General features: G+C 31.0%; 15 protein-coding genes. 6 read left to right on the top strand and 9 right to left on the bottom strand.

What is annotated here, in order from left to right; translation table 11 throughout:
• Nucleotides 1-50: 50 nt before the first annotated feature.
• Complete coding sequence (gene msrA, locus Q0663_RS10605) at nucleotides 51-707, top strand: peptide-methionine (S)-S-oxide reductase MsrA (protein ID WP_299010682.1); 657 nt, start codon at nucleotides 51-53, stop codon at nucleotides 705-707.
• A gap of 74 nt (nucleotides 708-781) precedes the next feature.
• Here msrA and Q0663_RS10600 read toward each other — a convergent pair whose 3' ends face one another.
• The 8 genes from Q0663_RS10600 to Q0663_RS10565 form a co-directional block, all read right to left on the bottom strand.
• Nucleotides 782-3,043 (bottom strand): TonB-dependent receptor, encoded by a 2,262-nt coding sequence (locus Q0663_RS10600; RefSeq protein WP_299010679.1) that lies wholly within the window; start codon nucleotides 3,041-3,043, stop codon nucleotides 782-784.
• A 56-nt stretch (nucleotides 3,044-3,099) separates the two neighbouring features.
• The gene (locus tag Q0663_RS10595) at nucleotides 3,100-3,414 is read right to left on the bottom strand and encodes a hypothetical protein (RefSeq protein ID WP_299010675.1); all 315 of its coding nucleotides are present in this window, start codon (nucleotides 3,412-3,414) and stop codon (nucleotides 3,100-3,102) included.
• An 89-nt stretch (nucleotides 3,415-3,503) separates the two neighbouring features.
• Nucleotides 3,504-4,283, bottom strand: a complete 780-nt coding sequence (locus tag Q0663_RS10590) for a TerC family protein (RefSeq protein ID WP_299010673.1) — start codon at nucleotides 4,281-4,283, stop codon at nucleotides 3,504-3,506.
• Nucleotides 4,284-4,285: 2 nt separating this feature from the next.
• Nucleotides 4,286-4,702 (bottom strand): hypothetical protein, encoded by a 417-nt coding sequence (locus tag Q0663_RS10585; RefSeq protein ID WP_299010670.1) that lies wholly within the window; start codon nucleotides 4,700-4,702, stop codon nucleotides 4,286-4,288.
• Nucleotides 4,702-6,045, bottom strand: coding sequence for an adenylosuccinate lyase (purB, locus tag Q0663_RS10580; protein ID WP_299010667.1), 1,344 nt, complete (start codon nucleotides 6,043-6,045; stop codon nucleotides 4,702-4,704). Before purB ends, Q0663_RS10585 begins: the two co-directional genes overlap by 1 nt.
• Nucleotides 6,046-6,334: 289 nt before the next feature.
• Nucleotides 6,335-8,449: a DEAD/DEAH box helicase gene (locus Q0663_RS10575; RefSeq protein ID WP_299010664.1), complete on the bottom strand. Its 2,115-nt coding sequence runs from the start codon at nucleotides 8,447-8,449 to the stop codon at nucleotides 6,335-6,337.
• Nucleotides 8,434-9,273, bottom strand: a complete 840-nt coding sequence (locus tag Q0663_RS10570; RefSeq protein WP_299010661.1) for a DUF1837 domain-containing protein — start codon at nucleotides 9,271-9,273, stop codon at nucleotides 8,434-8,436. Before Q0663_RS10570 ends, Q0663_RS10575 begins: the two co-directional genes overlap by 16 nt.
• A gap of 304 nt (nucleotides 9,274-9,577) precedes the next feature.
• Nucleotides 9,578-10,174: a Crp/Fnr family transcriptional regulator gene (locus tag Q0663_RS10565; protein WP_299010659.1), complete on the bottom strand. Its 597-nt coding sequence runs from the start codon at nucleotides 10,172-10,174 to the stop codon at nucleotides 9,578-9,580.
• Between the two features lie 71 nt (nucleotides 10,175-10,245).
• Between Q0663_RS10565 and Q0663_RS10560 the strand changes: the two genes are divergently transcribed.
• Entirely contained in the window at nucleotides 10,246-10,656 is a 411-nt protein-coding gene (locus Q0663_RS10560; protein WP_159616760.1) for a group III truncated hemoglobin, read from the top strand.
• Nucleotides 10,657-10,782: 126 nt separating this feature from the next.
• Here Q0663_RS10560 and Q0663_RS10555 read toward each other — a convergent pair whose 3' ends face one another.
• Entirely contained in the window at nucleotides 10,783-10,932 is a 150-nt protein-coding gene (locus tag Q0663_RS10555) for a hypothetical protein (protein WP_299010648.1), read from the bottom strand.
• A 180-nt stretch (nucleotides 10,933-11,112) separates the two neighbouring features.
• On the opposite strand from Q0663_RS10555, the gene Q0663_RS10550 reads away from it, so the two are divergent.
• The 4 genes from Q0663_RS10550 to Q0663_RS10535 are packed head-to-tail and all read left to right on the top strand — an operon-like array spanning nucleotide 11,113 to nucleotide 14,094.
• On the top strand, nucleotides 11,113-13,131 hold the full coding sequence (locus Q0663_RS10550) for a VWA domain-containing protein (RefSeq protein ID WP_299010645.1): 2,019 nt from the start codon (nucleotides 11,113-11,115) through the stop codon (nucleotides 13,129-13,131).
• Entirely contained in the window at nucleotides 13,131-13,310 is a 180-nt protein-coding gene (locus Q0663_RS10545) for a CPXCG motif-containing cysteine-rich protein (RefSeq protein WP_299010741.1), read from the top strand. The genes Q0663_RS10550 and Q0663_RS10545 overlap by 1 nt, the downstream gene beginning before the upstream one ends.
• A 5-nt stretch (nucleotides 13,311-13,315) precedes the next feature.
• Nucleotides 13,316-13,714 (top strand): hotdog domain-containing protein, encoded by a 399-nt coding sequence (locus Q0663_RS10540; RefSeq protein ID WP_299010642.1) that lies wholly within the window; start codon nucleotides 13,316-13,318, stop codon nucleotides 13,712-13,714.
• Nucleotides 13,715-13,755: 41 nt separating this feature from the next.
• Nucleotides 13,756-14,094 (top strand): hypothetical protein, encoded by a 339-nt coding sequence (locus Q0663_RS10535; RefSeq protein WP_299010639.1) that lies wholly within the window; start codon nucleotides 13,756-13,758, stop codon nucleotides 14,092-14,094.
• Nucleotides 14,095-14,105 lie beyond the last annotated feature (11 nt).

The raw sequence follows: 14,105 nt of genomic DNA, 5'->3' as shown, positions 1-14,105 counted from the left end.
AAAATTGTATTCTTTGTACGACCAACTAACATATAAATAATACTAATTATATGAAGATATTCAAGGGAGTAATAGTATTTACAGCTGTTGTTTTAGCGGTAACGTTATTAAGTTTCTCACAAAAAAAAGAAGATAAACTAAAAGAGGTATCAGTACAAACAAGTTCAGAAACAAAAGTAGCTTATTTTGCAAGTGGTTGTTTTTGGTGTGTAGAAGCAATTTTTGAAAGTGTAAATGGAGTAGAGGAAGTTATATCAGGATATGCAGGAGGACATACAAAAAATCCTACGTATAAAACTATTGGAACAGGCAAAACAGGACATGCAGAATCGGTAGCGGTATATTACAACCCGAAAAAAGTTAGTTTTAAAACATTAGTAACTGTATTTTTTGGTTCGCATGATCCAACAACGAAAAACGGACAACATCCAGACTATGGTTCGCAATACAGATCGATCGCGTTTTATCAAACACCACAAGAAAAAGAAATTATAGAAAATACGATTAGAAAACTAAACAAAGAAGTATATAAAGGGAAGATAGTTACTGAAGTTACAAAGCTAGAAAAGTTTTATCCAGCAGAAGAATATCATCAAAACTATGAACGATTGCATCCGGAGAATCCGTATGTACAACGAGTTTCAATTCCTCGATTAAATCGGTTTAAACGTAAGTTTCCGGAATTGCTTAAAAAGGAAAAGAATTAAAAACTTTATTAAGTTAAAGTTTGTTTATATAAAAGCTCCCCAGTAATAGTATTACCGGGGAGTTATTTTTTTGGTTAAATAGTGAAATTTATTCCTAAAACAATATTTCTACCTGAATTAAAAATAGTATCTGGCTTTAATCTTGATAAGTGATTGATATACTTCTTATCAAATAAATTATTAACAGTTAACGATGTAGTAAAGGTATATTTACTAATCATTATATCGCCACCTATACCTAAACTAACTAAGTTATAAGCAGGAGTAGCTGTTTCAAATTCACTAATATTATCCTGTTTAAAGTAGGAATGTAAGCTTACAGATGCATATCCGTTTGGCAACCATTTTTCGTTAGAAAATTCAGTTCTAAGCGTGTTTTTTAAAGTGTTAGCAGGAATTAACGGTAAATAGTTACCATTATCTTGCTTTCCAATAACCATTTCAAAACTACTTTCTAAATGTAACCAATCTAAAGGGTGAGGATGCAAATGAAAACCAAATTCACCACCGTATAATTTAGCATTTTCTTGTAAATAGGTGTAAACAGGAGCTTCGTCTTCAATCTCACCAGTTGGAGATAAGTAGATGTAATCGTTTAATTTATTATAAAAACCATTGGCAAATAACTCAAAGTGTTCAGTGTTATAATCCAAAGAAAGATCAAATTGTAAATTTTTCTCATTTACTAGGTTGTTATTTCCTACTTCGAAACGATTGGTACCGTGATGCACTCCATTAGAAGTTAATTCAGCAAGGTTTGGTGCTCTAAATCCACTTGCAATATTTATACGAGTAGTTACCGCATCAAAAAGCTTGGTTTTAGCACCAAAAGAAGCTGTAAAACTATTGTAAGATTTATCTATAGCTTCAAAAACATGAATTTCATCTTCATGAGCTACTTCGTGTCGTTCTGTAGTAATTCCTCTATTGTCATAACGAATACCAGCTTGTAAAGAAGTGTTATTATTCCACTCAAAGTTAGCAGTAGTAAATACTCCAAAATCGTTTACCGTAGCATTCGGAATTAACAATTCTTCACCAAAGTTAGTATTGGTTTGATGTAAACCTTGTGCACCTACTAAAACTTCAAATTTTCCGAATTTAGGAAGATGATATTTCGTATTATAACTAAAAGTTTTTAGTTTCATATCTAAGGCAGCTTCCCCTTCTTCGTGATGTTCATGTTCTTCTTCATTTTCATCTTCTTCGTGATCGTGGTGCTCTTCAAACTCTTGACGGTTATTAATCGTGTATCCTAAATCGATGTCTAATTTTGATTTCTTAAAGAAAACATGCGTATGCAAACTAATAATGTGATTATCAATATCTTGATAAGGAATTTCTAAATGCGTTTCTTTGGTTTGCTCACCAATTCCTTCAGTTAATCCTAATTTAGAATTGTTGAAGTTGTAACGTAATTCAGAAGAAAAGTTTTTCTCGTGGAAACCAATACCTAATTTTAAATCTTTTTCATTAAAACGAGTATTCGTAACTCTATAATCAGGTGTTTTATAATCTGCGTGTTGTGCATAAGTTCCTCTAGCTAAAAATTGCCAATTTTTTAAAGAAGATTTAAAACCAAGAGAAGTATTTGTACCTAAGGTGTTACTAAAATAACGTTGACTAACATTCAGTTTTGTAGTGTTTTCAGGAACAAATTTTTCAGGTTGAATGTATAAAACACCACCTAAAGCATCAGAACCGTATAAAAGAGATGCAGGCCCTTTAATAACTTCAACACCGGCAACACCAGCATCGTTAATTCCTAAGCCATGCTCACCACCAAATTGTTGATTTTCTAAACGGATTCCTTGTGTATACACCAAAACTCTGTTTCCACTTAAACCTCTAATCACAGGTTTTCCGATAGATGTTCCTGTGGAAACTTGAGAAACTCCTGCAATATTGGTAATTCCCTCAGAAAGTGTTGTCGCACCGGTTTTTTTAATTGCTCTTGCCGAAAGGCGTTCAACTTTCATTACGTTTTCAGACTGTAATTTGTTGAAAGGAGTAGAGATGATAACTTCATCAATCTTAAAAATTGATTCTTCTAATTGTACATCAAAAGAAATATTTTCACTGTTAAAATGAAATTCTTTTGAGATAGTTTTAAATCCTAAAAAAGAAAAGTTGAAAGTTACTTTTCCGTTAGGAATGTTTTGTAGGTTATAAGTACCATCTTCATTGGTAATGGTTCCCTTATGTAATTGGTCAGAGTATATTTCAACTCCTAAAAGTGGTTGGTTATTAGTGTCTGTAATTTTTCCTGATAGGCTGTTTTGTGCATATACAGTAGATATTCCTACAAGAAATAGGAAATTAATAATTGTCTTCATTAAAAATGAATTTTACTGTTTTAACGATAATTTTGTTGGTTGCTTATTGCAAACGTTTAAGATACAGTAAAATAAGGGGGCGCTCTTGAAGATTTATTATAAGCAAATACAAATGAGATTAACTGCGGTTGTGTGTTGTAATCTAACTTGTAAAAATGTTGTGGAATTACCGTATAGTTTTCAACGGTTTGGTATGTAAATGAGTTAAATTGAAAATGAGCCAGAGAACAATCAAACTCTTGAGCGTGATAGTGTTGTTCATCAGTAGAAGTACATACAATGTGCTCGTGATTTTCAAACAAGTGAACTGTTGCTATTACGGTAGGTAATAACAACATGAATATACTGAGTACAGCAATATGTTTTTTCAATTTAATCACTAGCGGCAAAAATAGAAAAAATAAAAAAACCGATAGCTTTCTTACTACCGGTTTTTGTTTTATATAGTCTTAATGTTTTCTTAACCTTTTTTAGAATTGCCTCGCATTTTCATGTTTAGCATTTCTACAAGTAGCGAAAAAGTAATAGCAAAATATAAATATCCTTTAGGAATTGCCCCGACTGATTGCCCGAAAACAACTGTGTGTGATAAATGGGCGCTTTCAGTAACTAGCATAAATCCAATTAAAATTAAAAAGGATAAAGCTAACATTTGAATTGTAGGATGTTTGTTAACAAAGTTACTAATAGGAGTAGCAAACATTAACATGATTAATATTGAAACAATAACAGCGATAATCATTATGATTAAAGCTCCTTGTATACCGTTTGTCATACCTACAGCTGTTAACACAGAATCAAAAGAGAAAACAATATCAATTAATACTATTTGAGTTACAACATTTAGTAAAGTAGCTCTCTTTTTAGGATTGTTAGACGTATGTGTTTCATCTCGTCCTTCAACTTTATGGTGAATCTCACTAGTACTTTTGTATAGTAGAAATATTCCACCAGCAAATAAAATTAAACTTTGTCCTGTAACACCTACTTTTAACCAAGATAAATCAATATTCCAAATAGGGTCTTTCATACTAATTAAATAAGAAACTCCTAGTAAAAGAAGAATTCTAAAAATCATCGCTAAAAGAAGACCTATTCGAGTAGCTTTTTTTTGCTGATTTTCTGGTAGCTTGTTAGATGCAATAGAAATAAAGATAATATTATCAATACCCAATACAACTTCTAAAAAAGTTAGGGTTAATAAGGCAACCCATGTATCAGCTTGTAGAAATATTTCCATAGTTATTTTACTTTATATACGGTTCCTTCTTGTTTAAAGTTAGAGTAACCAACTCTTGCAGTGAAGCTATAAGAACTATCAGTTACTTTAGTTATTTGAACAAATATAGGATCTTTATCTAAATCAGTTTTCGGACTTTTCATTCGCAAAGTGTATGCAAAATTATTTTTCCATTTGATGTAGAGTGTGTCTATATGTTTAATCTCCTTTTCGGTAACCAAACTATCGGTAGAAATGCTTACTTTCTTAGTATACTCTTCAATTTGTAAACTATCTTTTCTTACAATAGTTGTTTTTCCATAGCTGTCACCAGCAGGAATTTCAAACGTTCCGTGAACAAAACGTGTTGGGTCTCCTTTTTTCTCTGGAGTGCACGAAATAGCTAAAAATAAAACTAAAAAAGTAAGTAAATATCTCATTATATACCAGTGTAATTAGATGGTGTAATTTGTTTTAATTCGTTTTTAATCGCCTCTGAAACTTCTAAAGTATCAATAAAATTAGCGATAGAATCTTTATTGATTTTTTCGTTGGTACGCGTTAATCCTTTTAACGCTTCGTATGGATTAGGATAAGCCTCGCGACGTAAAATTGTTTGAATAGCCTCAGCAACTACTGCCCAGTTATTTTCTAAATCTTCCGCAAACTTAGCTTCGTTTAATAATAACTTGTTCAATCCTTTTAACGTAGAAGCAAAACCAATTAAGGTATGTCCAAAAGGAACACCAACATTACGTAATACCGTACTATCCGTTAAATCACGTTGTAATCTTGAAACAGGTAACTTAGCAGCTAAATGCTCAAAAATAGCGTTTGCAATACCTAAGTTTCCTTCAGAGTTTTCAAAATCAATCGGATTTACTTTATGTGGCATTGCCGATGAACCAACTTCACCTTTTTTAATCTTTTGTTTAAAGTAGTCGTTAGAAACATAGGTCCAAACATCACGATCTAAATCAATTAAAATCGTGTTTACACGCTTTAATCCGTCGTATAAAGCCGCCATGTGGTCGTAGTGCTCAATCTGCGTAGTAGGGAAGGAGTGGTGTAAACCTAACACTTCTTCAACGAAATGAGTCCCGAAGTTTTTCCAGTCGATATCTGGGTACGCTACTTTGTGTGCATTGTAATTACCTGTAGCTCCACCAAACTTCGCAGCATGAGGTGTATGTTGTATGTGAATAACCTGATTGTTAATACGCTCTACAAATACAAAAAACTCTTTTCCTAAACGAGTAGGAGAGGCTGGTTGCCCGTGAGTTCTTGCTAACATTGGTACATTTTCCCACTCTTCAGATAAATCAGCTAATTTGCAAACTAAAGTATCTAAGGTTGGATAGTACACTTCTTCCATAGCATCTTTAATAGATAATGGAATAGCAGTGTTATTAATATCTTGAGAAGTTAATCCGAAATGGATAAACTCCTTATATTTCTGTAAATCTAATGCGTCAAACTTTTCTTTAATAAAGTACTCAACAGCTTTTACATCGTGATTGGTAACGCTTTCAATTTCTTTAATTTTTAAAGCATCTTCAGCAGAAAAATCTTCATAAATTTTACGTAAATCAGTGTATAAATCTTTGTTGAAATCTGCTAATTGAGGTAATGGAATTTCGCATAAAGCAATGAAATATTCAATTTCTACTTTTACGCGGTATTTTATTAAAGCTTCTTCTGAAAAATAGTTCGCTAAGCTTGCTACTTTGTTACGGTATCTACCATCAATAGGAGAGATGGCATTTAATTCTGTTAAGTTCATGTTTTGTTGTTGTGTTGAAAGGCACAAAAATAGAAAATACTTCCCTTTTTTTAGAGTTTAATTAAAGGAATTTTAGTACTAAATAAAAGCAATCTTATTTAGGTACAAAGAACTATGCTGAAATATTAGTGAGCTTCGTAGGTCTTTCCTCACAGATATGCAAATACAATAAAGCGTGTAGAGAACTTTTTAAACGAATTGTAGCTAAGGGTAAGAGTAAGTGGTTTACCGTATGATATGAACTATAAAACTTGTTTTTACCTCAGTTCTTTGTTGTGCACTGGCTTTTTTAAATATATTCTTTCATATTCAATAATATTTCCTTTTCAAATTCAGTTAGTGCTAAATTCTCAATATTTAACTTGGATATAATTTCCAATAAATCATCTAAATTTTCAGTATTTTCTAGAGCACCTTGAATTTTTTTTGAAACTTGAATAGGAAGTCCATACTCTTCTAGAATATTATAGTTGTTATTTGTAAAAAGACTTTCTAGTTGACTTGCAAAATATGAATAATCAATTGGCTCTTTATTGTTGTTTTCAAAAACCTCGTTAGCAATAGATTGTAAGTTTTTTAAATATATTGGGAAATGGTATTGAGGCCAATACTTAATAAAATTAATTTCAGCTTCGATAGCTTTATTAATCTCGTCTTTGTTTGTTTTATCGGCAACTTCTAGCGCTAGTAAAGTCTTTATATCTTTATAACGCATAACTTGATAAATCTTGAAGGTTAATTGCTTATAAGATTTAATAAAAGCTCTAGAATTTGAAGGTGCAATAAAATGTTCCCAAATAAGAAAGCATACTGCTTCAAGTTGTTTATAATCTGGATAATGCCATCTTATATTTTGTTCATAATCTAAAATAACTTTAGCTAAATTATTTTGAAACGAAGGCTCTATATTAGAGTTACTTTTTAATGTCTCAAAGGATAATTCTGAATTCGATTTTATCTCATTCACAATACTCTTAGAATTTTTATTTAAGTCTTCTTCGTTTAATTGAAGTAATAATCTATCTGGTGTGTTTTCGCCTTGAGTAAATAAAGGGAAATCAACTAGAGGTAATTCTTCGATAGGTGCATCGTGAAATAAATAAACATCACCTATAAAATGTTCAAACATTCTTCCTGAACGACCACAAATATTATTATAAGTAAAAAAATCAAACTTATTTTGAGCCACCTTATTATCGTAAATAATTACATTTTTAGCTTTAGTATTAACACCTTCTATTATTGTACTTGTACATAAGAGAACGTTCAGCTCATCATTATTAAATTTGTCTAATATGATTTGAGAAAGAGAACGAGGTAATCTTCCGTGATGCAAACCAATTCCAAATTCTAAATAATCAGCTAAATACCATTCTGAGTGAAATTCGGAACGTATCCAATTTGATAAATTCTCTACACTTTTATTCTTCTTAAAAATACCACTTAAAAATAGAGCCTTAGCAAGCTGATTTATACTTCGTGGTGATTTACAATAAATTAAAGTCTGACCATCTAATTCTGAACATAATTCAATTAATTTATCAATAGGATTTCCATTATAATCAACTTTTATTCTACGGTTAATGACAGTCTTATAATCTGTTCTAATGTATTTATAAGTTACCTCATTTGGGAAATAGCTATTATTAATATTTTCAATATTTGGGCCTAATAAATAGAACTGAGCTCCTTTTTTTAAAAGTTTGTAAAAAGCTTGATTTAAAGCAATAGTCCTATTTAAGTCTGAAGATGTAAAATTTATTTTGTAAAATTCATCAATAACGAAAAAATCAATATCAATATCATCAGGAACAATCTCTAGAACTCTTTCTTGTGTTAATACAAAAATGTTCTTTTCCGATATAGTCTGACTACTATGGGTTATTACTTTATAAGATTCTTTAAATTTAGATAGCCTTTTACGAGTTTCATCGATTAGCGCAATAGTTGGGACAACTATTACGATATTTTGATATTTTTCTATAGCTATTACTGCATCTATAACTAAGCTTTTGCCAAAACTTGTTGGAGCACTTAGAATTACATTTTCTCCATTTAATAAAGAATAATAAATTTGTGCTTGTATTTTGTGAAAAACTATATTTTCTATTTTTTTTCCCTCTGGTCTATGAAATTCGTAAGCTATTAAATCTTCTAAAGAAAGTTCTTCTGGGTTTAAGTATGGGAACAAACCTAGTTCACGAGCTAAATCATTTATAATTCCACTTGTAAATTTGAATTTATATTTGAAATTTAAGGCAAAAAGTATTAAATCGTTTGCTTGAATATTGCGCTTATTGTAATAGTAAGAAATAGATTTTGCTATATCAAATTCACGATTTCCAAAACTCTCTTCTGTTTCAATAAGTTTAATTAGTTGAGATATTTCTATAAGTTCTGCCATACGTTAAGTCTTTCGTCAAGTGATGCAGTTAATTCTATTTTTTCTTTCATTGGAAGCAGAAATAGATGAATTTTCAAATCTATATCTCCAATTTTATCTTTAAATGATTCAAATATTTTTTCAAGTTCAGGTTTAATTTTGTCAATATACTCGTCTGTAAATTTTGTGATATCCTTTGTTGTATTTGAATTATAAGTTAAAAGAACAGGAACACTTATTGAAGAAAATATTTCATCTAGCGAGGTATAAGGGTCAATTAGCTTTTTTAATTTATCCTTTAAAGGAAATTTTTCATCTATTTTATTTGTTATCGCGATAAATTCATTTCGTAGATAGTTGTTTTCTAAATGGTCTTTAATCTCTGGAACAACATCTCGAATTGCATTGGAAATATTGCTATAAAATTTAACTTCTCCAAGCCAAAGTTCTAATTGATTATCAACCTCTAAAACGTGAACTGCATCAAAACCTTTTACAGTTTCATTGGGTCCATCTTTAAAGTGTATTTTGCTTATCGCAGGTGTTGTATTATAACATTCTTTAATAATGCTATGTAATATTAATTCTCCAAATTCACCTCGTCTAGAATGATATTTTTGATAGATTAATTTGGCAGCTTTTTTGAGCTTATTTGTAGCATCTAAATAGTTTAAATTTTCATATTCAGAAAATTTTAGAGCAAAGTCTAATAAGTGGCGGTCAAATAAAAATTCAGAAAATTGCTTATGTCTCCATTCACCAGCTTCAAATCCACAACAGAGTCCTGTCATACCAATTGGAACTTCATTTGTGTGGTAAAGTAGCTTTAAAAATTGTAGATTCATTTCTTAGTTGGTTGTTTTTTTAGCTTGTGCACAACTCGTTATATGTTAAACTTTAGTTGTTTTATCCGGAGAATAGTATGGGATATCGTAAAGTTTAGCAATTTTTATACGCTATCAAATATAGTAAAACCAATAGGTTACCTAAAATAAAGTTATTAACGAGTTGTTGTTATTTGTTAATTAATTATACAATCATAGCGAACTTACTACAAGGGGTGTACAAAATCTTGGGGAATTCCATAAGTCTAATTAATTTTATGATTTATGACAGACTTTATTGAGGAATGGTCTTTTTAGGAAAGTTTTAACGATATACCTTTCGTTTGCTAATTTTTACGTCTCCCTTTTTTTCTAAGGATTTTATTACTCGAATAACCGTTTCTACGCGTAAACCTAAAATATCAGCTATTTGTTGTCGTGTATAGGCTACTTTGAATGTGTGTTTTCCTTTAACTTTGTATACATCGTCTTTTAAATAATCTATAAATCGAAGTACTCTATGCGCGGGTTCTTGACTCGATATTTCGGAAGCAATAATAGCTTTGTAGTACAAACGTTTGGCTAAACTTTGGGTGATTTTTAAGTGAGTTTCAGGATTATCTTGCAATAATTTAAACAGGTTGCTTTTAGATAAGACTAGAACCGTACTATCAGAAATTGCCACAGCATTGGCAGGATATTTTACATCGATAAATAAAGGTGGTTCACCAAAACTCTGGTTTTTATAAAACACCCCTTGAATAAACTCTTTACCATCATCATTAAAATTATTCATTTTAACCACTCCGCTTACTATTTGGTAGTAGTAATGTGCGGTTTGTTTTTCAGAGAAAATAATTTCGTCTTTCTGAAAACGTTTCGTTTCAGCGGTATATTTTAATAAGAGTTCTTCTGGAATCATTATGATTTAAGTCATAAATTGCAATTGCATAAAGATATACTTTTGTAACGTATTTCAACAACGATTTGTAAATGGATAAAAGAGACATAGAAAATAGGGAAGATGTGTATAAGTTGGTATCAACCTTTTATAATGATAAAATTAGAAAGGATGATTTTATAGGGCCTATCTTTTTGAAAACAATTCCAGAAGAAACTTGGGAACCTCATTTACAAAAACTCACCGATTTTTGGGAAACGAATTTGTTTTTTGTTAGAAAGTTTAAAGGAAACCCGATGAAAGCACACAAAGATGTAGATAGGGATTTTGAATATTCTATTTATCAGGAACACTTTGGACGCTGGTTGCAATTGTGGTTTGAAACGGTTGATGAACTTTTTGACGGAACAAAAGCACATGAAGCTAAAGAAAGAGCACGAAACATAGCTTCTATGCTCTTTTTTAGAATGTTTGAGGCAAAGCCGAAGCCTACAACTACGTAGTAAGTAGGTAAAAAATCAACGGAATATTACCAAGTATATTAATAATAAATGCCCATGCAATTATTTTAAAAGAACGTTGACTTATGGCAGCAGCATTAGCGCCCATAGCGGTTTCACAGGTAAAGATTAGGGCAAATAAATAACCTCTCCATCTATAGCCAAAGCAGCTGTTATGGATGCAATCATTGAGCCTACAGTAATTAATATAATAGATACACCAATGCTGTTTCGTTCGCCTTCAGCTATTTTTTTATTGATGTAAGCCGTAATTCCCATGCTATTTGTTTTTTGAAGTGTTTTTCTGTGGTTAAGTTTTCAGTGGTTACCATATACTAGTTTTTAGTAAGGTTATGTAATTGATTGCTAGTTTTTTATGGCCAAGGTCATAAATGAAAAAGAAGAAAAGGCAATTTTATTTGTTAGATATTTTTATCTTCACATACTAAAATAAGCTGAGTGGAGTCAATAACTATAATTTACATTGTATTAGCCGTATTCATAAGCGTAGTCATTGCTTTTTTTCAATATTTCTATAAGGTAAAAAGAACTCCGAAAGTACATATCTTACTTTTTAGCTTAAAAGCACTAAGTATTTTTTTAATAGGATTGCTATTGATCAATCCGAAGATAGCAACCATTGAAACGGATAACATAAAACCTGTGTTGTCTGTATTGGTAGATAATTCACTATCTACTCAGTTTTTTAAAGAAGAAAAAAAGGTTCAAGAATTAGTATCAAAAGTAGAAAGTAACGAAGAACTTCAAGATAAGTTTGACGTACAGTATTTTTCGTTCGGGAATGATATTAAGGTGTTGGATAGTTTATCGTTTGCTGAAACTCAAACAGATATTTCAAAAGCAATTGATGCTGTTAATGAGTTGAATAAAGATAAAAATGCAGCTACCATTTTAATAACCGATGGAAATCAAACACAAGGAAACGATTATGAGTTTTCATCAACAAAGTATAAAGTATTTCCTATAGTTATTGGTGATACTATTAAGTATCAAGACATTCAAATTTCGCAGTTAAATGTGAATAAGTATAGCTATGTAAAGAACAAGTTTCCTGTAGAAGCATTGTTGTATTATGAAGGAAAAGAAACAGTGAATACTACTTTTTCAATCGTAAAAAACGGAAGCAGAGTTTTTTCAAAAAGAGTACGCTTTTCACCAGAAAATCCTGTGCAAACTGTTACAGCCAACTTAGTGTCTAATACCAAAGGAGTACACTATTACACAGCGTCAATAAGTAGTATAGCGAATGAAAAAAACACGAAGAACAACTATAAAAGCTTTTCAGTTGAAGTCTTAGATGAGCAAACCAAAGTATTGTTATTAAGTTCTTTCCTACATCCAGATTTAGGGGCACTTAAAAAAGCGATTGAGAGCAATAAACAACGCAAAGTAGATATAGCTTTGATACAGGATAATAATATAAACTTAGACGCTTATCAGTTTTTTGTTTTGTATCAGCCTAATAGTTATTTTAAAGCAACTTTAGAAAAAACACCCTCTAATTTCTTACTGGTTTCAGGAACTAAAACAGATTGGAGCTTTTTGAATAGTCAAGGTTTGGGGGTTCAAAAAAGAGCCATCAATCAAAAAGAAGAATATACCGCTATTTACAATCCAGATTTTTTAACTTTTTATCAAGAAGATATCGGTTTTGGTCAATTTCCACCACTAAAAGACAAGTTTGGAGAAGTACAGCTTAAAAAAGAATCTCAAAGTTTGTTGTATCAAAAGTATGCAGGCGTAGAAACCACTCAACCGTTACTATCAACTTTTGAAGAAAATGATAAAAAATATGCGGTACTATTTGGAGAAGGTATTTGGAAATGGAGGGCAGCCAGTTATTTAAAAGAGAAAAACTTTGAAAGTTTTGATACGTTTGTAGGAAACTTGGTTCAATATTTAGCATCCACTAAAAAAAGGAAGCGTTTAGATGTAAAAGCGCAACGTTTGTATGCAGCTAATGAACCTATAACTATAAGTGCATTTTATGTTGATAAAAACTATCAGTTTGATAGCAGAGCATCTTTGGAGTTAACAGTAACTAACTTAGAAACAAAAGCTAAAAAGAGCATTCCGTTTTCGTTATTTAATAACTCGTATCAAGTTGCTGTTGAAGGATTAGCCTCAGGAGAATATTCATATACTGTAACTGTAAAGAATCAAAATATAAGTAGCTCAGGGAGGTTTAAGATTGAAGATTATCAGATAGAAGAGCAGTTTACCAATGCTAATTTTAAAAAATTAGAACAGCTGGCGTTAAAAACAGACGGAGCTATAGTTTATGCAGATAAAGTTGACGAATTATTAAAAAAGGTACAAGAAGATGCTTCTTTTTATACCACTCAAAAGTCTATTACCAAAAAACAAAGTTTAGTTGATTGGAAATGGTTGTTATTATTGATTATAGTTTTACTATCAATAGAGTGGTTTGTTAGAAAATATTATGGTAAAATATGATGCATGAGCACTTTTTTCAATGTCCGCATTGTTGGGAAGAAATTTCCATGTTGTTGGATGCTAGTACATCTGAAACCTATGTAGAAGATTGTGAGGTATGTTGTAATCCTATACAAATAACCTTTACTTTTGTAAATAATGATTTAATAGCTTTTGAAGCTAAAAATATAGAACAATAAATACGATGAGATTTCACACACGTAAATGGGTAAAACCAGAAGATTTAAATCCTAACGGAACACTTTTCGGAGGACGATTATTACAATGGATTGATGAAGAAGTAGCGTTATATGCTATTATTCAGTTAGAAATTCCTAAAACAGTAACCAAGTTTATGTCTGAAATAAATTTTGTTAGTTCAGCAAAACAAGGAGATATTGTTGAAATAGGAATTGATGTAGTAAAGTTTGGAACAACATCTATTACCTTAAGCTGTGAGGTTCGCAACAAAATAACTCGAAAAACAATTATCGCAATTGATAAAATTGTTATGGTAAGTTTGGATGAAGAAGGAAACCCTTTTGCGCATGGTAAAACAAAAATTGAATACGTTAAAGACAGATTGGATAAAGAAGGTTCATAAAATTTTATAATTTTGTAATTTTGTAACTCTAAATTAGATTAGTGAAAAAAAGCATCATCATATTATTAACTTTACTGTTAATTGTGCCTCCTTTACAGGCACATACTGATGCTGTGGTTTTTGTAGCTGAATCAGAGGTGCATCATGATGAGTTAAACGAAGAGCATCAAGATGAGCATCATGAAAATGATACAGAAGAGGAGAAAAACAAAGAACATCACCATCACTGCACGGTGGTGAATCTTACAGCAGAGTTCGTACCTGTAGAATATTACTTCGAAATTATTCCTTTTTTTGAAATAAGAGAAACAATTGGTTTTTACCAAGTTCCTTATAACTTTTCTTTTTTAAAAGGAATTTTCCAACCGCCTAAAGCTTAAATTAATTATTA

It is taken from the genome of uncultured Tenacibaculum sp., from assembly GCF_947504135.1.
Classification (GTDB): domain Bacteria; phylum Bacteroidota; class Bacteroidia; order Flavobacteriales; family Flavobacteriaceae; genus Polaribacter.
The sequence above is the reverse complement of the archived record's forward strand: the minus strand, read 5'-3'. Positions and strand labels throughout refer to the sequence as shown.